This window comes from Rothia sp. P5764, assembly GCF_048512965.1.
Classification (GTDB): domain Bacteria; phylum Actinomycetota; class Actinomycetes; order Actinomycetales; family Micrococcaceae; genus Rothia.
This window is the reverse complement of sequence record NZ_JBLXXQ010000003.1, coordinates 56,101-79,657: the sequence shown is the minus strand read 5'-3', so window position 1 is coordinate 79,657 and position 23,557 is coordinate 56,101. Positions and strand designations below refer to the sequence as shown.

The following is a 23,557-nucleotide window of genomic DNA, read 5'->3' as shown; positions in this document are numbered from 1 at the left end:
CTCTCTTAGCCCCTGGCTCACCAAGCAGGTGCTCCACCGTTTTTGACAGTGGAGCACCTGTTTTTAGTCCCGGCTGACTGAAAAACAGGCGCTACCGGCCTTGCGAGCGTGCGTTGGCTGGCTCCCAGGGTTTAGACTAAGAAAGAATAAGACAACCGTTGCTGTGGGGCACTTCCCCCACGGCCTAGAGAAAGAAGCACGTGGATCAGCGAAAAATTCGGCTTGTAGCCGTTGGCGATGAACTGCTCGCAGGCGTTGGGGACCCCCGCACCCTGGGGTGGTTTGGTCGCGTTATGGCACGCACCCCCCAGAACTCAGCCTCCATCTCGGCCTATAACTTGGCCGCCCCCGGTGAAGGCAGTGAACAGCTCAACTCACGCTGGTTTGAAGAAGCCAGCCGCCGTTTTGCCCAGGGTCACGATAACCGCCTGGTGATCGCACCCTCCACTTTTGACATTGACCTGGGTATCACCAGCGCACGTTCACGCCTGAACCTAGCGAACATGGTTGATATGGCTTCTCAGAACAATGTCAAGGTTCTTGTAGTTGGCCCTCCCCCCACCCTGGACTCCGAGCGCAACCGCAAGATTGCTGACCTCTCCGCAGCTTACGCCGATGTGGTTACCCGCCGTAACCACGTCTACGTTGATACCTTCAACCCGCTCCTTCACCACGAGCAGTGGCGCAACGACCTTGCCGCTAACGACGGCCGCCCGGGCCAGTCCGGATACGGCTTGATTGCCTGGCTGGTTCTTCACCGCGGCTGGTACAACTGGCTCCAGATTTCTGAGCCGGTCTAAGCCAACAAACTGGCGTGATATTCAAAGCAGTATTGTGCAATCAGGGCTAAGGTATGCCAAAATGGTGAGAAGTGCCTGTTAACGGGTGCTATCGACCATTTTGTGCTCCGTTATCCTGGCGGGCACTCCACCTTGATCAAGGAGGCTCATATGAGCAAGCGCGGTCGCAAGCGTAAGGATCGCCGTAAGGGTGGCGCTAACCACGGTAAGCGCCCCAATTCATAAGGCAATCATCAAGGGCCCTCACTCTTCACAGAGTGAGGGCCCTTTCGTATGTCTGACGCACCTAGGCCTCGGTATGGGCCTGGCTGTGCAGGGTGTCGATGCAGTCCCGGATACGGCTCTTGAGATCCTGGGGCGCCCTTTCGGTGCAGGTTCTTCGCACCGCCTGCCGGATAATACATTCGAGGTCGTATTCCTGAGCACAATATTTGCACTCGGCCAGGTGGGCTTGGAGCTCTTCGAGATCCTGGCAGCTCAGTGGGTCATCCAGGTAGTCGTAAATTCTGGTGAGTCGTTCCTGGCAGGGGTTGGGGGCGCCGTCTGCGCCGTGTGCCGTGGGCATGATGGCTCCTTTCTTAAACCGAGGTCTTGATGCCGCGTTCAGCTGCATAGTCTGTAAGTTTGTCACGTAAAAGTTTGCGCCCACGGTGCAGGCGGGACATGACGGTGCCGATAGGGGTATCCATAATCTCGGAGATTTCTTTGTAGGAAAAACCCTCAACATCTGAGTAGTAGACCGCCATGCGGAAGTCCTCCGGGATTGCTTGGAGGGCTTCTTTGACGTCGCTGTCGGGAAGACGGGCCAGGGCCTCTGATTCGGCGGAGGGCAGGCCACGTGAGTCGTGGGCACCTGCCTGCGCCAGTTGCCAGTCCTCTACCGTATCGGTGTTGGCCTGGTAGGGTTCCCGCTGACGCTTGCGGTAGACATTGATGTAGGTGTTGGTCAGAATCCGGTAAAGCCAGGCTTTGAGGTTGGTGCCGGGCTTGTACTGGTGGAATGCAGCAAAAGCTTTCATGTAGGCTTCCTGCACCAGGTCCTCGGCGTCCTGAGGGTTGCGGGCCATGCGCAGAGCCGCCGCGTAGAGCTGGTCCACGTACTGGAGGGCTTCGCCTTCAAACCTGGCTTTTTGCTCAGCATTCAGCTCGGGGCCTTCCTTCTGGCTTTGCCCGGTGTCTCCTGCGGTTTCCATGGAGCCTGTGGTGGTCATGTCCCTCCCGTATCTGGGGTCTTATCGTCCTACTCTACCTGCCAGTAGCGGGTAACAGTACCCTGGGCGACACAGGGTATAACACTATCTCCTGCCCCTTTTATTCCCGTGAATTTTTTGATTCTTGTCGCCTGCCTCAGGGTGTACCGGCCCCCTGAACCTGTTCGGCTCTGTATGCTGGGAACTGAAAGAATCTATCGCGCTGCGGTGGGACCCCCCTCAAAGGAGAAAATCATGTCTTTGGTTCGTAAAGTTGCTCGCCCCCTCTTGGCTTCTAGCTTTATTGTCTCGGGTGTTGACCGCCTGCGTACCCCAGGTTCATCCAAGCACCTGACCAAGCTAGTCGATGTGGCAGCTAGCATCAGCCCCCAGCTCAAGGCCCTCAAGGGGCAGGAAGAACTGGTCGGTAAGGTTCTGGCGGGTTCTCAGGTTGCCGCTGGTACGCTTTTTGCTCTGGGAAAGTTCCCCCGTTTGGCCGCCACACAGCTTTTCATCACCGGGGCCATCAACTCCTACGTTGAGTACCGTGCCGCTGAGGCCAACACTAAGAACGAAAAAACAGCCCGCCGCAATGTTGCCCTTGCCAACGGCTCCTTGCTGGGTGCTATCGCAATTTCAGCAGTAGACACCAATGGCAACCCTTCACTGGTTTGGCGTGCATCTAAGCTCAGCGACAAGGTGGCCCACAAGTCTTCACGGCTTGCCTCTGAGGTGCAGGATGTAGCCCACGATGCCCAAAAGAAGGTCAGCGATTTGCTGTCTGCCTAAGACTTTAAGGGCGGCCAAAAAACTAGAAAACCCTGCACCAAACGGTGCGGGGTTTTCTTCTACCCCTTCTAGCAACCTAAAATAGGTAGCAGTATGCCCTTATAAGAAAAGGTAGGTAGGTTTTTCGTGGTTGATGTGCCCAGCACAGTGTCAGTAGCAGATGGTGACTGGCACGCCCCCACCGTATCGGTGCAACCAGGCGCTCGAGCCCGCCTTGAGATCCCGGGCTCCAAGTCGCTCACCAACCGCTACCTTGTGCTAGCGGCCCTTGCCGATAGCCCCTCGATTATCCATGCACCCCTGCATTCCCGCGATTCAGCTCTGATGATTGCCGCCCTCAGTGAGCTGGGTGCCCGGTTCGATGAGATTCCAACAGGCAGTCCCTTTGGGCCGGATCTGCGAGTTACTCCCCTGAATTTTTCTCACCCACAGCCTAAGGCAGCCTCCATCGATGTGGGCCTAGCGGGTACGGTCATGCGTTTTGTTCCCCCGGTGGCAGCTCTGCTCCCCGGTAGGTTTTCTTTTGACGGTGACCCCCACGCTCGAATTCGACCTATGGGCCCGGTCATCGATGCCCTGCGCAGTCTAGGTGCCACCCTTGAGGAGGGCGGAGATAGGGCTCTGCCTTTTACCCTGATTTCAGACGGCAGGCACCAGGTTGCTGAGCTTACCATTGACGCTTCTGAGTCTTCGCAGTTTGTTTCTGCCCTGCTTCTAGCCGCCTGTCGGCTCCCTCAGGGGCTGATTCTGCACCATGAGGGCGGGGCGCTGCCCTCCATGCCTCATATTGAGATGACTGTTGAGACTATGCGGGAGCTCGGTATCGCAGTCGAGTTCGATGGAGCCAACACCTGGACGGTAGCACCCGGCGGCTTCCCCGGTTTCGAAGTCACAGTAGAACCCGACCTCTCTAACGCTGGGCCCTTTTTGGCCGCAGCAGTGGTCACCGGCGCGCAGGTCACTATTGCAGGCTGGCCCGAACACACTACCCAGGGCGGTAATCACTGGCTCACTATTTTGCCCCAGCTCGGTGCTCAGGTTGAGCTACATGACGGGAACCTGACTGTCACCGGCCCAGCTGGCGGTGCCGTAGCGGGCCTACCCGGTCTTGACCTTGACCTGTCAGAAGCCGGCGAGCTGGCACCTACAGTTGCCGCGCTGATCGCGCTCTCACCGGCCACCAGCGTTCTCAGAGGTATTGCTCACCTGCGGGGGCACGAAACTGACCGGCTGGCGGCCCTTACCGCTGAAATCAACCGTTTGGGAGGCCAAGCGGAAGAAACAGAGGACGGCATCAAAGTTACAGCTCCGGTTCAGCACGGCGGGTTCTTCCTGACCTACGCCGACCACCGCATGGCAACAGCCGCCGCCATTATCGGCCTGCACCTTCCCCAGGTCATCGTGCAGGAGGTTGAAACCACTGCTAAAACCCTGCCCGGTTTCACCGGTCTGTGGATGAACATGCTGGATCAGTTCAAGGCTGGTGACCGCTAATGCGCCGCACCTGGGATGAAAGCGACGTGCGGGTTCGCCCCAATAAGAAGGGTTCCCGCCCACGCACCAAGGACCGCCCCTCCTATGCTGATGCTCACATCGGTCGTATCGTTACTGTTGACCGTGGCCGCTACACAGCGGTACTCGATGAGGGTCTCTCAACAGAGCGCCGGGTAACAGCCGTCCGTGCCCGGGAACTGCGCCGCTGCCCCATTGTGGTGGGCGATCGGGTTGCGCTGGTGGGTGACACCAGCGGTAAGCCTGATACGCTAGCCCGCCTGGTCCGTATTGAAGAGCGCACGAACCTGTTGCGCCGTAGCGCCGATGACACCGACCCCATCGAGCGGGCCGTTGTTGCCAACGCCGACAAGCTGGTTATTGTGGTGGCCGCAGAAAACCCCGAGCCCCGCACCGGCTTCATTGACCGTTCCTTGGCCGCTGCCTTTGATGCCGGCCTTGACCCGGTTCTCTGTATTACCAAGACCGACCTGAAATACCCCCAACGTCTGCTGGACTACTATAAAGACGTTGAGCTCACCCTTGTGCTTTCTAAGGCCCGGGACGGTCGAGCCCCCAGCGAAGAGGGCTCCGAGGGCCTTGATCTGTCCCTGATCGACCAGCTCAGCGACCTTCTCACCGGGTCAGTCTCGGTCCTCCTTGGCCATTCCGGTGTCGGCAAGTCCACTTTGGTCAATGCGCTCACCGGCGCCGAGAGAGCCACCGGCCACGTCAACTCTGTCACCGGGCGCGGCAGGCACACCTCATCGTCCGCCCTGGCACTGCAACCCAAAGACAAGCAGGCCGGAACCTGGATTATTGACACCCCCGGCATCCGTTCCTTTGGCCTAGCCCATGTTGAGCCAGAAACCCTGGTTGCTTCTTTTAGCGACCTAGCCCCCGGCTCAGCCAACTGCCCCAAAGGGTGCACCCACGCTTCTGCAAGCCCCAACTGTGGAATCCAGGCCTACGTTGAAGCAGGCCTAGCCGGTGCCGCAGGTGCAGAGCGTTTAGAATCCCTCCGCAAACTTCTTCGCGTCGATGAAGAAACCGGTGACTCCGAAAAAGAACTTGGCGTCGTAGCCTCCTAGCGACCACACACTCAAGGGTAAAGACACATGACCAACTACAACGATGACCTCCGTCTAGCTCACATCATGGCTGACTCCGTTGACCGGCTCACGCTGGCTCGTTTCAACGCGCAGGATTTCACCGTAGAGACCAAACCCGATCTCACCCCTGTCACCGAGGTAGACCGCGAAGCTGAACAGCATATCCGCTCCCAGCTCTCCCGCGTCCGCACCCGCGACTCCGTTCTGGGCGAGGAATTCGGGGAGACAGGTTCTTCCCCACGCCAGTGGGTGATTGACCCCATCGACGGCACCAAGAACTATGTGCGTGGTGTACCGGTATGGGCCACCCTCATTGCCCTGCTCGATCACGGTCAGCCCGTTGTTGGCGTGGTTTCTGCCCCCGCCCTACAAAGGCGCTGGTGGGCAGCTCTAGGCACCGGTGCCTATACCGGACGTTCCTTGGCTAAAGCCACCCGCATATCGGTTTCATCGGTGAGGTCTCTGAACGATGCTTCACTTTCCTACTCATCTCTTAGTGGCTGGAAGGAACTGGGCATCCGAGATCAGTTCATTGATATGACCGATAGGGTCTGGCGAACCCGTGCCTACGGCGACTTCTGGTCCTACATGATGGTGGCAGAGGGTGCTGTCGATATAGCCGCCGAACCGGAGCTTGGCCTCTACGACATGGCGGCCCTGGTCCCAATCGTCACCGAAGCTGGCGGTAAGTTTACCTCCCTGGCCGGTGAGGACGGCCCCCACGGCGGCAACGCCCTGGCAACCAACGGGCATCTGCATCGATCCGCGCTGGAGTACCTGGGCACAGACAAGACGCTCTAGGTGCTGCCTGTCTGCGATATTTATAGACAAGGCCTAGGGGCTCACGCTTGCTGTGGGCCTGCGCCTTAACTGAATCTTATGGATTCCCTACTTAAAAAGCCGGCTCCCCGAATATTCGGGGAGCCGGCTTCTTCTAGGGGGGCAGGGTTTCTACTTCTTTTTCTTGAGAAGAGAAATCTGCTCGTTGGTCCTGTCCTTGACAGCCTCGGTATGAACCTCGGTCTGGCCGCTCTCGGACGGTGCCGAGTACTGCAAGAACTTAGGCTGAGCAGGAATCTTCAGCTGAATGTTAGTCTGCTGAGTACGTTGCTTGGAAAGATCAATCTGATAGAGCATGGTAACGGTTTCCTCGCGGATAGCGTCCATCATGCCCTGGTACAGGGCGTAGCCTTCACGCTGGTACTCCACCAGGGGGTCCCGCTGAGCCATAGCTCGCAGGCCGATGCCCTCCTTGAGATAGTCCATCTCGTAGAGGTGCTCAGGCCAGCGCTTACCGATAACAGAGAGCACAACACGGCGTTCAATTTCGCGCATGGCGTCTTGCCCCACTGACTCTTCGCGTTCCTTGTACTGGAGCTCAGCATCAGCCAAGATTTCCTTGACGATCTGATTACGGGTGACCTTGGTGCGGTCCCCCGCTTCTTCGTCTAGGTCCTCGGGTGTAATGGTCACGGGGAAGATAGAGCGCAGGGCCTCCCAGAGCTTATCAAAGTCCCAGTCTTCGGCGTGGCCCTCAGCTACCTGAGCGTCAATGGTTGAGGTAATAACCTCGGTACGGAACTTGCTCATCTGCTCTTGCAGATCATCGCCATCAAGAATTTGGGCGCGGTCGGTGTACATGGCCTCACGCTGGCGGTTGAGAACATCGTCGTACTTGAGCACGTTCTTGCGCTGCTCAGCGTTACGGGCCTCGACCTGGCCCTGAGCGTTGGCAATGACACGGGAAACAATTTTGGCTTCTAGCGCGGTGTCATCGGGGGCGCCGGCCATCAGGCGGGCGGCAGCCTGACCGTTGAACAGGCGCATCAGGTCATCGGAAAGTGACAGGTAGAAGCGTGACTCACCGGGATCACCCTGACGGCCAGAACGGCCTCGGAGCTGGTTATCGATACGGCGGGACTCGTGGCGCTCGGTGCCCAGGACGTACAGGCCGCCCAGCTCGGTGACCTCATCGTGTTCAGCGGCTGACGCTTCCTCAGCGGCCTTGAGGACCTCGGGCCACTTGGCCTCGTAGTCTTCGGGGTTATCGTTGGGATCCAGGCCCAGACGCTTCATGGTTTCTACGGCCTCGAACTCAGGGTTACCACCGAGCATGATGTCAGTACCACGGCCTGCCATGTTGGTTGCCACGGTCACGGCGCCCTTACGACCAGCCTGAGCCACAATTACCGCTTCACGGGCATTGTTCTTAGCGTTCAGAACCTCATGACGGATACCAGCCTTGGACAGGAGCTTGGAAAGGTACTCAGACTTCTCAACGCTGGTTGTACCGACCAGAACGGGCTGGCCGGACTCGTGGCGGGCCTCAATGTCCTTCACAACGGCGTTGAACTTAGCGATTTCGTTCTTGTAGACCTTATCGGGCTGGTCGATACGCTGAACGTCCTTGTTGGTGGGAATCGGCACAACACCCAGCTCGTAGGTGTTCATGAACTCAGCGGCCTCGGTTTCGGCGGTACCGGTCATGCCCGAGAGCTTATCGTACATGCGGAAGTAGTTCTGCAAGGTCACGGTTGCCATGGTCTGGTTCTCAGGCTTAACCTCAACCTCTTCCTTGGCTTCGATTGCCTGGTGAATACCGTCATTGTAGCGGCGGCCAGCAAGGATACGGCCGGTGTGCTCATCAACAATCAGCACCTCACCGTTCATCACAACGTAGTCTTTGTTGCCCTTAAAGAGTTCTTTGGCCTTAATAGCATTGTTGAGGAAGCCGATGAGCGGGGTGTTCTCGGGTTCGTAGAGGTTATCGATACCCAGGTGATCTTCCACCTTGTCGATACCGCTTTCCAGGACGCCCACAGTGCGCTTCTTCTCGTCAACCTCATAGTCCTTGCCGGGTACCAGGGTGCGAGCGATCCGGGCGAACTCGCCGTACCAGCGGTTGGCCTCCCCCATTGCGGGGCCGGAGATAATCAGCGGGGTACGGGCCTCGTCAATCAGGATGGAGTCAACCTCATCGACAATGGCAAAGTTATGTCCACGCTGTACCTGCTCGTCCTTGGTCCAGGCCATATTATCGCGCAGGTAGTCAAAGCCGAACTCATTGTTTGTGCCGTAGGTGATGTCAGCTTCGTATTGCTTACGGCGGACCTCGGGGGTCTGGTTAGCCAAAATGACGCCGCATTCCATGCCCAAGAAACGGAAAACACGGCCCATGAGGTTAGCCTGGTACTCCGCCAGATAGTCATTCACCGTAACAATGTGCACACCCTTGCCAGAGAGGGCGTTCAGGTAGGCCGGTGCAGTAGCGACCAGGGTCTTACCTTCACCGGTCTTCATTTCGGCGATATTGCCCAGGTGCAGGGCGGCGCCGCCCATGAGCTGAACGTCGTAGTGCCGCTTGCCCAGCGTGCGCTTTGAGGCTTCACGGACTACTGCGAAGGCCTCGGGCAGCAAGAGATCCAGGGATTCGCCGTCTTCAACACGTTTGCGGAAGGAGTCGGTCTCAGCGCGAAGTTCAGCATCCGTCATAGAGACAAAGCTGTCTTCGAGTGTGTTCACTGCATCGGTGTAAGCACGCAGCTGTTTGAGGACTTTCTTGTCTCCGCTGCGGAGTAGCTTTTCCAAGAGAGATGCCACTGAAGTTTGCTCCTTGTAGATTTGAAATAGTCGTAAGGTGGGTAGGCCCACCATGCTCACTCTATTGTAGTTTAGTCCTTTAGCCCCTCAGACTCTTTCACCTGTGGGCGTGATACAAGCTTTTCTTAAGGTCATTGGGCGCTCCCAGGTAGCCCTGAGAGTAACCAGGGCCCCATACAATGGCTCCCTCCCCGTCATTGGGGAGGGAGCCATCATGGGGCGATTCAGAAGAGCTTAGCTCTCGGTATCTTCAAGCAGGATGACACCGTAGGACCAACCCTTACGCCGGTAGACGGCTGCCGGTGCACCTGTTTCGCGGTCAACGAAGAGGAAGAAATCGTGGCCAACCAGCTCCATACGGTCAACAGCTTCTTCTGCTGTCAGATGATCTGCGGGGAAGCTCTTCTTTCTGATTTCGATGGGGGAAGAAACCTCATCGTGCAGGTCATACTCACCAGCGAATGCGGCTTCTTCAACCGGTAGTTCATCGGTGCGAATCTCAGTGAGCGCAACCTCTTCGGTAATGATAGGCATTGAGCCGGTTGCCTCGGCTACAGAAACGGGGTGCTTGCCACCGGCGCGACGGGTCTTGCGACGATCTCGTGCGCGACGCAGGCGCTCAAGGAGCTTGCCGTAGGTTTCGTCAAAGACAGCGAACTTGTCCTGGCCAGTTGATTCTGCACGCAGGATAGGACCACGACCAATAACGGTTATTTCCGCTCGGATTGAGGCCGGGCCGCTTTCGCTTTCCCTGGTGAATTTGACCTCAATATCGGTGACATTATCACCCAAAACTTCAAACTTGGTGATTCTGCTTTCAATGTATTCCTGCAAACGCTGGCCCACTTTGACGTTGCGACCGACGATCTTGAATTCCACAATTCCCTCCATTCTCAGGGGGTGAATACGGGGCCTTGTGACTGCCTCGTATTGGGGAATCTGCCTTGTGGATTCCTTACTGCAACTTTACGCCTATTTGTGTTTCAAGTCATTGCCTTGGGAGCTTGTCGGGCAAATTCAGTCGTATTTTACGGGGCTAAAGTGCTCTAAACCTATCATGTGTTAGCAAGGTCTACACGAGGGACCCGAGCCACGGCGATCGCCCCTTCCACCAGCACCCCGGCCTGGCGCAAGAGACGCTGGGCTTCTGCTAACGATGCGCCCGTAGTGACCACATCATCGACCAGTATGCAGCGGGCACCAGCTAGCTTATATGAACGCCCCAGGCTGTGGAAGAGCGGCTGCCCTAAGCGTAGCTTTCCGTTCATCGCCCGCTGGCGGTCGTACTTGCTCAGGGTCTTTTGCGCACCGGTACGATGCCCCACCCCTGGCCTGCACCAGGTAGGGACCGGCTCAAGGACAGGCAGGACCCGTACATCCACTTGCCCTCGCACAGCACGCACCAGAGCCGAGGCAAGAAGAGGTGCAGGGGCATAACCCCGACGGCGGGTTGCGGCTCTACTGGACGGCAGCGGAACCAGGTGCAGAGGGCGGCCGCTAGACCGGCTTCCAGTTCCCGCAAGTAGCGCAAGCAGAGAACGGTTGAGCGCACTCACAAGGTAAGGGGCTAGATCGGTTCTGCCACCGTCTTTGAAAGCCAGAATACAGCGTGCCAGCTCGTACTCATACCGGCCAGCCGTATAAATCGGTAAGCGCGCATAGGCAACAGCGGTGGGCTCAACCGCCAGTGTTGCCAGGCGCAACAATCGGTCACAGAGCGGGCAAAGCGCCCCAGAGCCTTGCATAGTACTGCCAAAAGCCCAGCAACTAGCGCAGACCCTGGGGAAAAAGAGCTCAGCAGTCTGGCTCAGGTGCCCCAGAAGGCCTTTATCAGCAGGTCTCGTCTCATGTCTTTGGAAGAGGTAATGCACACCCTGAAGTATTCCTGGGTCTATGAAAACCAGCCAGGGGTGTGTACACCGGGAACACCTTTAGCCAGAGTAATTCACTTCACTCAAGCTAGTCTCGATCCTGGTCCAGCTCCTACCGGCAACAATATACAGACCGTTTTCATCAGTCATCGCTACAGCCTGATCAAGCCCGTTACCCGTCACAATACGCACAATTCCCTGAAGCGGATCGTACTGGGTACTATGCCCAGAAAGCGAAACAATTTCGGTTTGAGTGGTTTCGGTATTCCACAGGAAAACCTCTTCATCGGTATGCCATTCAGCGCCCCTTGGATTAATATCCGAGCCAATACGTACCGGGGCCATGAGCTCCTGCGGTGTACCATCAGATGCCCGGCGGATAGCAGAAACCCAAGCGGCGTAGTCATTCCCCCCAACGGAGGTCACCACAAGGGCACGGCTACCGTCACGAGCTATCGCAAGGCTGTGCACGGTTTCCTCCGTTAGCCATGTCTTGACCGTCAGAAGCTCACCATTTTCCTGGCCAGCCGGGTAAGCCCTCACCCTTCCACCTTGCTCACCCAGCCAGAGCCAATTCAGGTGATCAAAACTTGGTTGCAAGATGCCATTCCCCCGGTAAATAGAACCAGACCGGTTTGAATTGGCCAGCCATATCTCGTTGCGACCAGCATTTGTGTAGGCATAAAAGTTGCGGGTGTAGTTCATTGCTGGCTGTGTAATAGCGCCGTAGGCTACGCCCTCGACAATAGTCTGCTGGCTAGCTGTATCGACCAAAGCGCTCCGGCTTACCAGCCGATTGTTCTCAATCCCCACCACGGCTCCTGACACCACAGCATTAATGGTGGGTTCTTTATAGTTCTCGAGGTTCTGGGCAGCTACCACCTGATTATTGATACTCATCTGAACCGAGGCAACCGTAGCCAGGTTCGACAGAGCCTGAGTGAGCTGAGTCCTTAACCGCTCAGTCTCCAAAGCACTTGCCGTGACCAGGGCATTACCACCAGCCAGCTGAATATCAGCTACCCCGTTTTCCACAGGAACCGAGTTGATGGCCAGGCGAGTTTCCTGCGGCACAGCAGTCACCACCGCGCCCTCAAGGTAGGGAGCCGGTCCCTCTAACAAAACCCGAATGAGCGATGTAGCGATCGTCGAGCGTTCAGCAAACCATCGGATATCGGGCACCGCGTAGGTGAAAGTCGGGTCGTAAAAGTAGAGAGTAAAAGGATTGAACACCTCACCAAATTCAGTGCGGCTCAGAACCGTTCCGTCAGGCACCGCAGAAATTCGCCATTCCTGCTGCACTTTCTCCAAAGAGAACTCGATTTCGGTATCGGTAAAGGTCGTGTATGAGGTAGCCAGCCCCCTGTTATCAATCTCAGTGCTGGTGGGCACCGCAACCACATAGCTATTATCCCCGGTCGCCCTGGTTGTAAAGGATGAGTTATAGACCAGGGTCCTGCCATCGGGTCGCCACGACTGTGCCAGGTCTTTAGTCAGATACTGGCGGGCAACACTGTAATCGTCTTTAACACCGGTTCCAGCGTGTAAGAACCCCTCAATAATCTCTGAAGGACTGGCCCCCGGCTGAGGGCCTTGCGGACCGGCAGAGGCACCAGCAGTTGAGCCCGTCGCCTGCGGGTCAGCGTAATGGTTGACCTCACCGTCAGTTGGAATCGTAGCGCAGGCGCTTACAGATGCAACTAAGGAACTCAAAGTCATGCTAAGGGCGGTGCGGCGTGAGATCTTAGCCATCGGTGGCCTCCGGTCGGTCGTATTCGTCGATGCTTCCTTCTAGCGGTCGGGCCTCCAGAGCCAAAGGCTCAGGAGCAAGAGGCTCACCGCTCAGCAAGACAGGCGATGGACCCATCGGTAGGTCCTGGTCAACAGGAATGGTCATGCGGAAGCAGGCGCCCTCCCCCTTGATACCCCAGGCTTCTAGCAGGCCCTGGTGAAGACGTACATCTTCTGCCGCAATGGACAGCCCCAGCCCGGTACCTCCCAGGGTGCGCTTGCGCGAAGTATCAGCACGCCAAAAACGGTTAAAGACTTGCTCGGTTTCCTCGGGGCTCAAACCGATACCGTGGTCACGGACAGCAAGGCCCAGGGTGGTTTCGGTGGCATCCACATACACATCAATAGGTCTACCCTCTGAGTGCTCTACCGCGTTAAAGAGCAGATTCCGCAGAACACGCTCAATCCGTCGGTGGTCCATATCAACCATGATCTCGGTGTGGTCAGTATGAACTGTGAGTTCGGTATTGGTGCGCATCAGATGCGGTTCAACCGCTTTGAGCACCTCATCAAGCACAGCCATAAAATCCACCGACACGATTTCTAGGGTCTGGGATCCAGCGTCAAAACGCGAAATTTCAAGGAGATCTGCCAGCAGGGAATCGAAGCGGTCCACCTGGTTATAGAGCAACTCGGTAGAACGTTTGTAGAGTGGCTCCATATTCTCACGGTTATCGTGCAACATATCCGCTGCCATGCGAACCGTTGTCAATGGGGTCCGCAGCTCATGGGAAACATCCGAAACAAAACGTTGCTGCATGGTCGAAAGCTTTTCCAACCGGGAAATCTGATCCTGCAGGGAGTCAGCCATTCGGTTGAAGGAAAGCCCCAAACGGGCAGTCTCGTTCTGCCCCCGGACCAGAACACGCTGGTCGAGATCCCCCGCAGCCAGTTTCTCCGCTGTAATAGCGGTAGAACTAATGGGTCGAATAACCAAACGGGCAATCATCCACACGATAGTCAAAACTACTACCAGCAAGATACTGAACCCGACCCAGACCACCAAATTGATGTACTGCACGGTAGCCTGAGAAGCCGACAGGTCATAGACCAAGTAGATAGCGTAATCAGGGTTCTGCGGTATAGAGACCTTTGTGCCTACCACCAGCACCGGCGCTGTATGTCCATCATCCCAGGTGGCCTGTGAGGACTGCCAGTAGATACCTGACCCCTCACTCACACTCGTAGCCAGGTCAGCCGGAATGTCTTCCCCCGTCACCTCCTTGCTCTGCGACTGTTCGGTAATAAAACCATCTGTAGGAGCCTTAGGGTCTTTGAGAAGAACCCAATGGCGGTTACTATCAGCGCTGCTGGTCTCCAAGACCGTGATAAAGCGCCTCACATCTCGCTGGATCTCGGTACGGCCGGTTGCATCAGAACCGTTCATGAGGGTCTGCACACTACTGAAACCCGCAGCTGACTCTTCAAGAGCCTGGGCCAGATTTCCCCGGAAAAGTGAGTTCGCTATTTGGTGAGAAATAAACGAACCCACAAAGATGAAGGCCACCAGCAGGAGCGAGGCTGAAGCCACCACTGCACGGAACTGTAGCGACTGCTGCCACAACCTGCGAACAGTATGGAGAAGCCTCAAACGGTGTGAACGAGCGGGAGGCTCTACTGACTGCGGTTCAGAGGTAACAGACAAGGAAAGTCACTGCCTAGCGGTGCCCGTCGGAGGCAGCCTTATAGCCCACCCCACGCACAGTAAGAACAATTTCGGGATTCTCCGGGTCACGCTCAATCTTGGCTCGAAGACGCTGAATATGAACGTTCACCAGACGGGAGTCCACAGTCTTTTCGTAGCCCCATACATTGCCCAATAGGGCCTCACGGGTCATAACCTGGCCTGGCTGGCGGGCCAGGTTAGCCAGAAGCTCAAATTCCAGCGGTGTCAGCGGAATACCCTGCCCATCACGGGTCACTGTATGCCCTGCTAGGTCGATGACCAGGTTGCCAATACGCAAGGGTTCATTATGACGCTCCTCGCGGGGGCGCAGGCGGGCACGCACACGCGCCAGCAGTTCAGCTGGCTTAAAAGGCTTAGTCATGTAGTCATCGGCACCAGCCTCAAGACCCTTGACGACGTCCTCGGTGTCGCCCTTGGCGGTCAGCATAATGATAGGAACCTCAGACTCACTACGAATCTGGGTGCACACCTCGATACCGTCCATACCGGGGAGCATAAAATCGAGCAAAATCAGGTCGGGGTGATTGTTGACGAAAGCCTCAAAAGCCCGGTCACCGGAATCGCAGAAGACCGTCTCGTAGCCTTCTTGAGCAAGCACAATACCGACCATCTCTGAGAGGGCGTCATCGTCATCGACTACAAGGATGGTTTCTTTCACGGGTGTTCTCCTGGATAGAGGGGGTGTGATGCAGGCCTTTCCCTAGTGTAACCGGTTTGTCCCCCGGTGAGTGTGAGCTCAGGTTCAGGGGGAGGCTTAGGCTTCCTGGGCAATTTCGGAGAGAGCGCGGGCGGTATCGGTCAGATGCCCCAAAACGGTAGTGGCACGAGCAGGGTCGGTGGTCGCTAAATCACCGCGTTCAGTCAAAATCATCTGATTCAGAAGCGCCTTGTGAAGACCCAAATCACGCCAGGTTTTCCACAGGCTACGGGCCAGATCCCCACTGGCAGTGCGAGTGATTGGATCAGCGGTTTCAAGGTAAAGACCGCCACCGGCTTCAAGCCGCGCGGCAAGCGGCTCCCAGTCAGCTGTCTTACTCCCTGTCATATCGACGACAGGGGTGGCAATAACCCTTTGGACTTCGGGGTCAAGTGCCAACAGATCAGTACGTACAAGGGGCTGAGCTTCCAAGGCCGCTGTAGCCCCGTGAAGCTCGTTCAGAGTAGCAACCAGCTCATGCCGGGGCACCGACCGCAAGGTACGGTAGCCACTCGAGGTAGGGATAGTTCCAGCTGCCACAGGGGTGAGAAGCGGCTCATCAAACTGAATCACTAGCGGCGCGCCAGGAACAGCCTGCCGCAGTTGGCGGGTGAGATGATCCAGCCCCGCCATCAGCGACTGCGCTAGATCGGTGCGCGCACCTGGATCCGAGATCAGTCGCTCGCCATTGGTGAGGTAGGTGCTAGCGGCCAGGCTCAGTGGCCCCAACAAGCCTATCTTGAGCGGTGAGACCGACAGCCCAGATTCCCTTCCGACCACATCGGCAAGCACATTAATATCCGACTCCAGCAGGCTCCGGGCTGAGCTCCCCTCAGCGGCAAAACCGCTGGTTATCCGCCAGCCACTGGCTGTAGCATCGGCGCTCAACCCCTCAAGTACCGCGATGGTTCTGGCCAGCAGGCTGGCCCGGTAGCCCCTACCGGGTAGGTCAGGCAGATAGCTAATGTGAGGCTCTCCCAGCTCCCCTCGGATCCTGGTGACTGCGTCAAAGATGTTCTCCCCTGCCCAGCTACCCAGACCGCTCGCTCTGACCGTGAGATGTTTCTCGAAAGTGAGGGGTTTTTCGCTGTCCTTACGGATTGCGAGCATTTCTGCATCGGTTGGCAGGTAGAGGGCTGGTGCGGCACGATGCACGGACGGTTGACCTTTCTAGGGGTGAGTGGGGTGCTGAATTTCAGTCTCAGCCGCTATCTTTTCATGGTGGCGGATAACTTCGGAGATGATGAAGTTTAGGAACTTTTCTGCAAATTCCGGGTCCAGATCAGCAGCCTCGGCCAGGCCGCGCAAGCGCCTAATCTGGGCTTCTTCCCTCCCAGGGTCCCCTGCCGGCAGGCTATGGGCGGCTTTAAGGTGCCCTACTCGCTGGGTGGCGCGGAAACGCTCTGCCAGGATATGGACCAGGGCAGCATCCATATTGTCGATAGTCTGGCGCATAGTCAAAAGCTTGTCCAAGACGGCAGGATCAACCCCCTCCATGGATGTTGCTCGGGGATTAAAATCTGCGTGGGCTTGCACGTCATCAGAAGTTTCTCTTGGGCTCATGTCTTTAGTCTAGGGCGCGGGTGGGCCTTGGGTGCAGGAGTGAATCCCATCATTTCACGGTATGGAACGTGAATTTAGGGAGCAGTGATGTCCGCGCGGTCCAGGGAGTAGGCCCGAGCGATAGTGGACTGGCCCAATACCCGGGTGCCCTGGTAGAGCACCATGGTCTGCCCGGGGGCAACGCCGCGAAGCTTATCGTGCAGGCGCACCACGGTCTCTAGGCGCAGGGCACCAGGCTCAGCGGCTTCATCATCGGCAACCCATTCTAGGTGGGCGGTGGAGGGCACCGGATCTGCGTGTGCCCGCACCTGGGCGGTCACTTCAAAAGACCCACTCTGTGCGCCCTCCACAGGGTCAAGGGCCAAAAAGTGTGCGGCTTGTTGGACGGGTAGGCCTGCCCAGGTTTCGCGGATACCGCGAATCTCGTCAATTTCAAGCAGGTCCTTGCCCCCCACGATAACCTCATTAGTTTTGGGGCGGATTTCAAGCACGAAGCGGGGCTTACCGTCTGCAGCAGGGTGACCAATAGCCAGGCCCTTGCGCTGGCCCACGGTAAAGGCCTGAGCACCTCGGTGGGTGCCCAGTACTCGCCCCTCGGTGTCCTTAATAGCGCCCTCGGTCATTTCAATGTGCTCTTCGAGCCACTCGCGAGTATCGCCCTCGGGGATAAAACAAATATCGTAGGAGTCCGGCTTCTTGGCCACGGAGAACCCGCGTTCGGCGGCCTCAGCACGCACCAGATCCTTGGAGGGAGTATCGGCTAAGGGGAACCAGGCATGCTTGAGCTGTTCGTGGGTCAGCACACCCAGAACATAGGACTGGTCCTTGGCCCAGGTCGCAGCACGGTGCAGTTCGCGGTTGCCGCCCTCGGTAGTAATGACCTTGGCGTAGTGGCCGGTCACAACGGCATCAAAGCCCAGGGCCACAGCCTTCTCGAGCAGGGCAGCAAACTTAATCTTCTCGTTGCACCGCATGCAGGGGTTGGGGGTCCGCCCCTGTTCATATTCGCTGATGAAGTCATCGACAACATCTTCTTTGAAGCGCTCGGAGAAGTCCCAGACATAGAAGGGGATGCCGAGCTGGTCGCAGACCCGGCGGGCATCCATAGAGTCTTCAATAGTGCAGCAGCCGCGTGAGCCGGTGCGGAGGGTTCCGGGCATACGAGAAAGCGCCAGGTGTACGCCTACCACATCGTGGCCCGCTTCAACAGCGCGCGCGGCGGCTACGGCTGAGTCTACGCCGCCACTCATAGCAGCAAGTATTTTCATGGGGTCATTCCTTATAGGTTGTCAAAAAGTCTTTAGTTCCAGCGCTGGGAGTCAGGGGCCTGGGCGGCCATGCCTGCTTTTTTAGCCTGTTCCCAAGCCGCGGGCAGAGCCCCAAGCAGGGCTTGCACGTCGGCTTCTGAGCTGGTGTGCCCTAAGGTAAACCGCTGGGCCCCCCGTGCAATTCCCTCATCCACTCCCATAGCCAAAAGAACGTGGGAGGGTCGAGGCACACCGGCGTTACAGGCGGAACCTGTCGATGATTCAATACCGGCCATATCGAGCAAGAAGAGCAGAGAGTCGCCCTCACACCCGGGGAAAGTAAAGTGTGCATTTCCCGGGAGCCGGCGGAAAGCACCGTCAGCGATTTGCTCAGAATTTTCGGGTTCGGGGCCGTTGAGGGTGGCTTCGGGGATAGCATGACGCACACCCTCAATAAGCAGGTTCCGCAGATTCGCCAGTCGGCGGCTTTCTTCTGCGCGGTGGTTAGTCACAGACTGAGCGGCCACACCAAAACCTGCGATAGCGGGGGCATCGATGGTACCGGAGCGCACAGAGCGCTCCTGCCCGCCACCGTGAAGCAGAGGAGCCAGGGGCGCAGTGCGGGTAGCAATCAGGGCACCCACACCCATGGGGCCACCAATCTTGTGCCCGGAAATAGCCAGGGTCGTGGCACCGCAAGCCCGGAAGTCAATATCTAGGGCACCAAAAGCCTGGACCGCATCGGTATGGAAAGGAATACCGTGGCTTTCGGCCAGCTGGGCGATCTCAGCAATAGGCTGGACTGCTCCCATCTCGTTGTTAGCCCACATGACTGTGATCAGCGCAACCGTATCGGGGCTCTCCCCCACAGCCTGGGCAACAGCCTCGGGGGTAATGATGCCCTCTGAGTTGGGAGAAATCCACACGGGTTCAGCACCTTCGTGGGTCTCTAGCCACTCCACAGCATCACCTACCGCGTGATGTTCAATCGCCGAGACAATAATCCTGCAGGCGGCTCGGTTAGCCTTGGTCCTCGACCAGTAGAGGCCCTTGACCGCTAGGTTATCGGCTTCGGTCCCGCCCGAGGTAAAAATAACCTCCGCAGAGTCACAGTTGAGGGCACGGGCAACACGATCACGAGCCTGTTCCACTGCCGCACGGGCACGGCGGCCAGCTGAGTGGAGAGATGACGGATTACCGCCTGTGAACATTTGTTCGGTCACCGCTTGTACGGTTTCGGGAAGAACGGTGGTAGTGGCGGCGTGGTCCATGTAGACCCGGGGCATAGGCCTGCCTCTCAAAGCGTGGGCGAAAAGTATCAGCCCTCCATCATACTCCCCGCCGGGCTCTGACCTCTATGGGGTGGTTCACGGTGGAAGGTATTGGGGGCACGTACACTGGTGGGGTGTTTAAAATTCTTTTTTATGCCCCCGAAATTCCCGGCAATACCGGTAACGCTATCCGACTAGCTGCCATCACAGGCGCCGAACTGCACCTGGTCAAGCCCCTAGGCTTTAACTTTGAGGATGCCCATCTGCGCCGCGCGGGCCTGGACTACCACGATCTAGCGGTCATGACCGTCCACGAAACCCTTGAAGACGCCTGGGAAGTGCTGGCCCCCGCCCGAGTTTTTGCATTCACCACAACGGCATCAACAAACTACGCCGAGATAGACTATAAGCCCGGTGACGTGCTCATGTTCGGCCCTGAATCTGTGGGTCTCCCCCAGTATGTTCAGGACGATGAGCACATCACCGAGCGTGTCAAAATCCCTATGGTCCCGGGCCGCCGTTCACTGAACCTGGCTAACAGCGCATCTATCGCGGTGTTTGAGGCCTGGCGCCAGCACGGCTACGCCGGAGGAACCCTCTAGGAGGTAGCCTGCCCCAGGGTCACCTCAACCTGCTGGGAAGACCCCTTACGCTCAACGGTGAGGGTAACAGTCTGACCGGCAGCGGCCTCACGGACTGCGGCTGTCAGCTCGGTTGCTTCGCTAATGGTTCGTCCATCAACTGCAGTAACTACATCGCCCTTTTCCAGCCCGGCTTTCTCAGCGGCACCTCCGCTGGTAACCTCCTTGATCAGGGCACCATCGCCAAAGGACTCTGAAGCGTCCTTATTGGCCGGTGATGTAGTGACAGAAGCCCCCAGCATGCCGTGGCTAGCTGAGCCACTCTCAATAATTTCGTTGGCTACACGCTTGGCATAGTTAATAGGGATTGCGAAACCCACACCAATATTGCCGCTGCTAGAAGTAGTGCTGGTATCGGTTGAAGCGATAGCCACATTCACGCCAATAACCTCACCGGCAGAGTTAACCAGCGCACCACCAGAGTTGCCGGGATTAACTGCGGCATCGGTCTGGATGACATTAAGCGAGATACTGGAGGTATTTGAGCTGGAATAGCGTTGCTGGCCTGGCATTTCAAATTGGAAAGGGGATCCGCCAAAGGGGTCGCTACTGCCCGAGTCACTGTTGGAGTCTTTAGCGGCTGAGGATGCCACCTCGATGGTTCGCACCATGTTGGACACAATACCGGTGGTCACCGTGTTTGAAAGCCCTAGGGGCGCACCGATAGCAACGGTCGTATCACCCACGTTCAGTGCCCCCGAGTCCCCGAGGCTTGCAGGTGTCAGGTTCAGCCCGCTAGTATCACTTATCTTGATGACCGCTAGGTCACTGGTCGGGTCAGTTCCTACCACCGTGGCCGCACGAACGTTACCATCTGAGAGCTGGACTTCTAGGTTTGCCTTAGAAGTTGCCCCGTCCAGTGTGACCACGTGGGTGTTGGTGAGAATATGCCCCTGGTCATCCAGGATGATCCCGGAGCCTGATCCCGCTTCGCTCCTAGTGTTTGCGGAAATAGTCACCACCGAGGGGATAGCCTTTGCGGCAGCAGCGGTTACGGCGTTCACCGAGTCGGTGTTATTGACGATAGTGGTTCCGGCGCTGGTCCTGGTGATGCTTGCCGAACCCAGTGCTCCCAGAGTAGCCGCTACCCCGCCGCCCACGCCACCGCCAATCAGAGCCGCAATAGCGGCCGCAGAAATGAGAGCCGTAGTGGAGTGTTTCTTAGCAGGGGCCACCTGCGCATAGTAGTTCTGCGGGTAGGCCTGCGCGGAAGGGGGCTGTCCCTGCACTGCATGTGCATAGTTATAACTTCCGGCTGTTGATGCACCCTGATGATTATGTGCAGGTTGTGCGCCCCTAGCCGGTGCCGGCTGCTGGTAGGAAGCTCCCGAGCTCGGATCTACCTGGCCTTGAATCGGGTTCTGCGCATTATGGGGCTGTGCTTGCTGCGCACCCACCGCTTGAATGTGCTCGCTGTTAAGTGGCACAGTACGGTCATCAGCAGACTGCAAGTTTTCCTGTTCCCAAGGGTTATTCGACATGGCAGTTAACAACTTTCTTTAGTGCGAATTACTTACTCGCATATTTTTCAACTGCTTCTACTATGCTTCACAGTTCTGGGATAGAGATGTAACTAAGCTGTATGTTGACTGCAGGGTTCCATAGAGAAAACCCAAGAGCGGGGCCCTGTACCATCTGTGAGCCTCAGCCAGAACTCTGCCCAAGATGGCAGCCCCAAGGATAGAATATAGTCCATACCGTTTGCCTGTTCCCCGGAAAAGAGTTCCCATGCCCCGCAAGCACCTTGCCACAGCCCTGCTGGTTTCTTCCCTTGGGTTAGGTATTATGCCCGCCGCTTTCGCAGCCGCCCCCTACGATTTGGATGCGGGGGTAAGAGTCAGCGACACCACCTCATCCCTGGGGGACACCTCCGCCCTCAAAGAATCTATCCAGCAACTTGCCACCGATGACCAGGTCAACCTTTTCGTCGTAACAATTGATGCTTTTGAAAGCCCAACCTCATCGGGCCAGTGGGTTGAAAAATTTGCATCTCTCAACAACATGGGAACCAACGATGTTGTCCTGGTCATCGCTACTGAGGACCGCCAAGCCTACTTCCTAGCAGGCTCAACTTCGCTACTCTCCGCCAAAGAGCAAGAAAAAATTTATCAGGACTACATCTACCCTGAGCTAGCAAAATCTGATTACAAGGCCGCCGCCCAGGCCGCAGTCACCGGGATAAAGTCCCAGCTTGGATCCGGGGCCGCAGGCACCTCCACCGGGGCTGTAGCGGTGGGAGCAACCACACTGATTAGCGTTGGTGTTCTGGGCGGTGCAGGAGCACTGCTGTGGAGCAGAAAACGTTCGTCTAAAACCCCTCATGCAGGTCAGCCAAGTGGCACCGCGGCACCGCAGGCCCCCCTGCCCTCCCTAGCAGAGCTACGAACCCAGGCCGGTCAGCAACTTGTGAGCACCGATGACGCTATTGCCCACTCCTTACAAGAAGTTGAATTCGCGCGCCTCCAGTACGGGGAGGAGGAAGTAGCGCCCTTCCTGAACGCTATTAAGGCCGCCAAAGAGCATATGCAGCAGTCTTTCCAGCTCCAGAAACAGCTTGAAGACGATATCCCCGATACCGAGGCCGACCAGCGAGCCTGGTTGACAGAGATTATCAGCAGAACCCAGCAAGCCCAGGCCTCTCTCAACGAGCAGGTCGAGAACTTTACCAAGCTGCGAAAGCTCGAAGAAAATGCGCCCCAGGTGCTTACCACTCTCAAGGAGCAGATCAGGGCAGCTGACCCGCTCTTCGCCCCCGCTCAAGCAGCTCTGGGCAGGCTCAAAGGCCTCTACGCCCCCAGCGCTTACGGGGCTATAGCCGACAACATCGAAGAAGCACAGTCACGCCTTGAGTTTGCCCGTAGCTCAGCTCAGAAGGCCCAGGAGCTTTTGGCAACCGATAGGAGCCAAGCGATCTTGGAGCTCCGTGCTGGCGAAGAGGCCCTGGGCCAGGCCAAGGGGCTCCTTGAATCTGTGCACCACGCCGAAACTGACCTAGCTAAGATGGCAGCCTCCCTCGACGATGCCCTCATTCTGGCTGAGCGCGACGTTGCTCAGGCTCAAGAGTTAGCTCGTACAGGCGCGGGAAGCAGTAGCCAACTATCGGGTGCCGCCGCAGGTGTGCAGGCTGTGCTCGGTCAGATTCGTGCTGAGCGCGCGGGTGGCCTGATCGACCCCTACCTGCTCAATCAGCGCCTGCACGAGGTACGCTCAGAACTTGATGCGGCCCTAGCAGGTGTCCGTCAGGTTCACGAGCAGGAGCAAAACGCCCGTGAGAAGCTAGCTCATACGCTTCTCTCCGCCCAGGCTCGGGTATCTTCAGCCGGTGAATACGTGTGGGCTCGCCGGGGCGGGGTCAAGGCAGAAGCCCGGACCCGTCTACGGGAAGCTGAACGTCACCTGGCTGAAGCCCAAGAACTTCAGTCCTCAGACCCTGTCACAGCCCTCTCCCATGCCAATGATGCGATCCGCCTGGCAACAGATGCCCAGCGTATTGCTGAAAACGACGTTAATGTCTTTAGCCAAAACAATAGGGGCTACAGGGGCAACACGTCCAACTCAGCAATGCTGGGCGGTATTCTTCTGGGAACTCTGCTAGGCGGTGGAAGTAGCCAGGGTAGCTCCGGCAGTAGCTGGGGTGGCGGGTCATTCGGCGGCGGCTTCGGCGGCGGCGGCTTTAGCAGTGGCGGTGGCTTCGGTAGCGGTGGCGGTGCTGGCGGTAATTTCTAGCTCTCCTGCCACCGCCGGGCTCAGCCCGTTTTCGCTCAGGACGTAGCAAAACCCACACCCACCAGGGCCCAAATAGGCACC

21 protein-coding genes are annotated in these 23,557 nt (G+C 57.4%); 8 read left to right on the top strand and 13 right to left on the bottom strand.

Going from position 1 to position 23,557, the window contains the following annotated elements:
* Positions 1 to 200 precede the first annotated feature (200 nt).
* Both ACN08Y_RS05775 and ACN08Y_RS05770 read left to right on the top strand, forming a co-directional pair.
* Positions 201 to 800, top strand: a complete 600-nt coding sequence (locus ACN08Y_RS05775; protein ID WP_419100538.1) for a GDSL-type esterase/lipase family protein — start codon at positions 201 to 203, stop codon at positions 798 to 800.
* Positions 801 to 950: 150 nt separating this feature from the next.
* Positions 951 to 1,025 carry a 50S ribosomal protein bL37 gene (locus tag ACN08Y_RS05770; RefSeq protein ID WP_377129465.1) on the top strand — a complete coding sequence of 25 codons (75 nt, stop codon included), beginning with the start codon at positions 951 to 953 and terminating at the stop codon, positions 1,023 to 1,025.
* Between the two features lie 61 nt (positions 1,026 to 1,086).
* Here the strand turns inward: ACN08Y_RS05770 and rsrA are convergent, their stop codons facing one another.
* Together rsrA and ACN08Y_RS05760 are read right to left on the bottom strand one after the other, a co-directional pair.
* The gene (gene rsrA / locus ACN08Y_RS05765) at positions 1,087 to 1,365 is read right to left on the bottom strand and encodes a mycothiol system anti-sigma-R factor (protein WP_419112092.1); all 279 of its coding nucleotides are present in this window, start codon (positions 1,363 to 1,365) and stop codon (positions 1,087 to 1,089) included.
* A 13-nt stretch (positions 1,366 to 1,378) separates the two neighbouring features.
* Positions 1,379 to 1,993, bottom strand: a complete 615-nt coding sequence (locus ACN08Y_RS05760) for a sigma-70 family RNA polymerase sigma factor (RefSeq protein ID WP_419100591.1) — start codon at positions 1,991 to 1,993, stop codon at positions 1,379 to 1,381.
* Positions 1,994 to 2,245: 252 nt separating this feature from the next.
* Between ACN08Y_RS05760 and ACN08Y_RS05755 the strand changes: the two genes are divergently transcribed.
* From ACN08Y_RS05755 to hisN, 4 genes are all read left to right on the top strand, one after another.
* Complete coding sequence (locus tag ACN08Y_RS05755; RefSeq protein WP_419104601.1) at positions 2,246 to 2,779, top strand: DoxX family protein; 534 nt, start codon at positions 2,246 to 2,248, stop codon at positions 2,777 to 2,779.
* 126 nt (positions 2,780 to 2,905) lie between these two features.
* The gene (aroA, locus tag ACN08Y_RS05750) at positions 2,906 to 4,273 is read left to right on the top strand and encodes a 3-phosphoshikimate 1-carboxyvinyltransferase (RefSeq protein ID WP_419112091.1); all 1,368 of its coding nucleotides are present in this window, start codon (positions 2,906 to 2,908) and stop codon (positions 4,271 to 4,273) included.
* Positions 4,273 to 5,361: a ribosome small subunit-dependent GTPase A gene (rsgA, locus tag ACN08Y_RS05745; protein ID WP_419100542.1), complete on the top strand. Its 1,089-nt coding sequence runs from the start codon at positions 4,273 to 4,275 to the stop codon at positions 5,359 to 5,361. Before aroA ends, rsgA begins: the two co-directional genes overlap by 1 nt.
* A gap of 27 nt (positions 5,362 to 5,388) precedes the next feature.
* Positions 5,389 to 6,183 (top strand): histidinol-phosphatase, encoded by a 795-nt coding sequence (gene hisN / locus ACN08Y_RS05740; protein WP_419112089.1) that lies wholly within the window; start codon positions 5,389 to 5,391, stop codon positions 6,181 to 6,183.
* Between the two features lie 150 nt (positions 6,184 to 6,333).
* Here hisN and secA read toward each other — a convergent pair whose 3' ends face one another.
* The 10 genes from secA to ACN08Y_RS05690 form a co-directional block, all read right to left on the bottom strand.
* Entirely contained in the window at positions 6,334 to 8,982 is a 2,649-nt protein-coding gene (gene secA / locus ACN08Y_RS05735; protein ID WP_419104604.1) for a preprotein translocase subunit SecA, read from the bottom strand.
* A 234-nt stretch (positions 8,983 to 9,216) separates the two neighbouring features.
* Entirely contained in the window at positions 9,217 to 9,861 is a 645-nt protein-coding gene (gene hpf / locus ACN08Y_RS05730; RefSeq protein WP_419100545.1) for a ribosome hibernation-promoting factor, HPF/YfiA family, read from the bottom strand.
* A gap of 176 nt (positions 9,862 to 10,037) precedes the next feature.
* On the bottom strand, positions 10,038 to 10,727 hold the full coding sequence (locus ACN08Y_RS05725) for a ComF family protein (protein ID WP_419112088.1): 690 nt from the start codon (positions 10,725 to 10,727) through the stop codon (positions 10,038 to 10,040).
* 186 nt (positions 10,728 to 10,913) lie between these two features.
* Entirely contained in the window at positions 10,914 to 12,605 is a 1,692-nt protein-coding gene (locus tag ACN08Y_RS05720) for an LpqB family beta-propeller domain-containing protein (RefSeq protein ID WP_419112087.1), read from the bottom strand.
* Positions 12,598 to 14,289: an MtrAB system histidine kinase MtrB gene (gene mtrB, locus ACN08Y_RS05715; RefSeq protein ID WP_419100548.1), complete on the bottom strand. Its 1,692-nt coding sequence runs from the start codon at positions 14,287 to 14,289 to the stop codon at positions 12,598 to 12,600. Before mtrB ends, ACN08Y_RS05720 begins: the two co-directional genes overlap by 8 nt.
* A gap of 13 nt (positions 14,290 to 14,302) precedes the next feature.
* A complete protein-coding gene (mtrA, locus tag ACN08Y_RS05710) occupies positions 14,303 to 14,989 on the bottom strand; it encodes an MtrAB system response regulator MtrA (protein WP_419100549.1) in 687 nt (228 codons plus the stop codon).
* Positions 14,990 to 15,085: 96 nt separating this feature from the next.
* The gene (locus ACN08Y_RS05705) at positions 15,086 to 16,183 is read right to left on the bottom strand and encodes a hypothetical protein (protein ID WP_419100550.1); all 1,098 of its coding nucleotides are present in this window, start codon (positions 16,181 to 16,183) and stop codon (positions 15,086 to 15,088) included.
* A gap of 15 nt (positions 16,184 to 16,198) precedes the next feature.
* Positions 16,199 to 16,591, bottom strand: coding sequence for a chorismate mutase (locus ACN08Y_RS05700; protein ID WP_419112086.1), 393 nt, complete (start codon positions 16,589 to 16,591; stop codon positions 16,199 to 16,201).
* 74 nt (positions 16,592 to 16,665) lie between these two features.
* Complete coding sequence (mnmA, locus tag ACN08Y_RS05695) at positions 16,666 to 17,859, bottom strand: tRNA 2-thiouridine(34) synthase MnmA (RefSeq protein ID WP_419100552.1); 1,194 nt, start codon at positions 17,857 to 17,859, stop codon at positions 16,666 to 16,668.
* Positions 17,860 to 17,891: 32 nt separating this feature from the next.
* Positions 17,892 to 19,124, bottom strand: a complete 1,233-nt coding sequence (locus tag ACN08Y_RS05690) for a cysteine desulfurase family protein (protein WP_419112085.1) — start codon at positions 19,122 to 19,124, stop codon at positions 17,892 to 17,894.
* A 119-nt stretch (positions 19,125 to 19,243) separates the two neighbouring features.
* On the opposite strand from ACN08Y_RS05690, the gene ACN08Y_RS05685 reads away from it, so the two are divergent.
* The gene (locus tag ACN08Y_RS05685; protein ID WP_419100554.1) at positions 19,244 to 19,711 is read left to right on the top strand and encodes a tRNA (cytidine(34)-2'-O)-methyltransferase; all 468 of its coding nucleotides are present in this window, start codon (positions 19,244 to 19,246) and stop codon (positions 19,709 to 19,711) included.
* On the opposite strand, the gene ACN08Y_RS05680 is transcribed toward ACN08Y_RS05685, so the two are convergent.
* Positions 19,708 to 21,231, bottom strand: coding sequence for a S1C family serine protease (locus ACN08Y_RS05680; protein WP_419100555.1), 1,524 nt, complete (start codon positions 21,229 to 21,231; stop codon positions 19,708 to 19,710). The genes ACN08Y_RS05685 and ACN08Y_RS05680 overlap by 4 nt on opposite strands.
* Positions 21,232 to 21,478: 247 nt before the next feature.
* Here ACN08Y_RS05680 and ACN08Y_RS05675 point away from each other — a divergent pair, with 247 nt between their 5' ends.
* Positions 21,479 to 23,476, top strand: coding sequence for a TPM domain-containing protein (locus ACN08Y_RS05675; protein ID WP_419110235.1), 1,998 nt, complete (start codon positions 21,479 to 21,481; stop codon positions 23,474 to 23,476).
* The last annotated feature ends 81 nt before the right edge of the window (positions 23,477 to 23,557 follow it).

Excerpts from the sequence above, each read along its gene's own strand:
- rsrA (WP_419112092.1), bottom strand. The coding sequence starts at position 1,365 with ATGCCCACGGCACACGGCGCAGACGGCGCCCCCAACCCCTGCCAGGAA.
- ACN08Y_RS05760 (WP_419100591.1), bottom strand. The coding sequence starts at position 1,993 with ATGGAAACCGCAGGAGACACCGGGCAAAGCCAGAAGGAAGGCCCCGAG.
- ACN08Y_RS05755 (WP_419104601.1), top strand. The coding sequence starts at position 2,246 with ATGTCTTTGGTTCGTAAAGTTGCTCGCCCCCTCTTGGCTTCTAGCTTT.
- rsgA (WP_419100542.1), top strand. The coding sequence starts at position 4,273 with ATGCGCCGCACCTGGGATGAAAGCGACGTGCGGGTTCGCCCCAATAAG.
- hisN (WP_419112089.1), top strand. The coding sequence starts at position 5,389 with ATGACCAACTACAACGATGACCTCCGTCTAGCTCACATCATGGCTGAC.
- ACN08Y_RS05725 (WP_419112088.1), bottom strand. The coding sequence starts at position 10,727 with ATGCAAGGCTCTGGGGCGCTTTGCCCGCTCTGTGACCGATTGTTGCGC.
- ACN08Y_RS05720 (WP_419112087.1), bottom strand. The coding sequence starts at position 12,605 with ATGGCTAAGATCTCACGCCGCACCGCCCTTAGCATGACTTTGAGTTCC.
- ACN08Y_RS05700 (WP_419112086.1), bottom strand. The coding sequence starts at position 16,591 with ATGAGCCCAAGAGAAACTTCTGATGACGTGCAAGCCCACGCAGATTTT.
- mnmA (WP_419100552.1), bottom strand. The coding sequence starts at position 17,859 with ATGAAAATACTTGCTGCTATGAGTGGCGGCGTAGACTCAGCCGTAGCC.
- ACN08Y_RS05690 (WP_419112085.1), bottom strand. The coding sequence starts at position 19,124 with ATGCCCCGGGTCTACATGGACCACGCCGCCACTACCACCGTTCTTCCC.
- ACN08Y_RS05680 (WP_419100555.1), bottom strand. The coding sequence starts at position 21,231 with ATGTCGAATAACCCTTGGGAACAGGAAAACTTGCAGTCTGCTGATGAC.
- ACN08Y_RS05675 (WP_419110235.1), top strand. The coding sequence starts at position 21,479 with ATGCCCCGCAAGCACCTTGCCACAGCCCTGCTGGTTTCTTCCCTTGGG.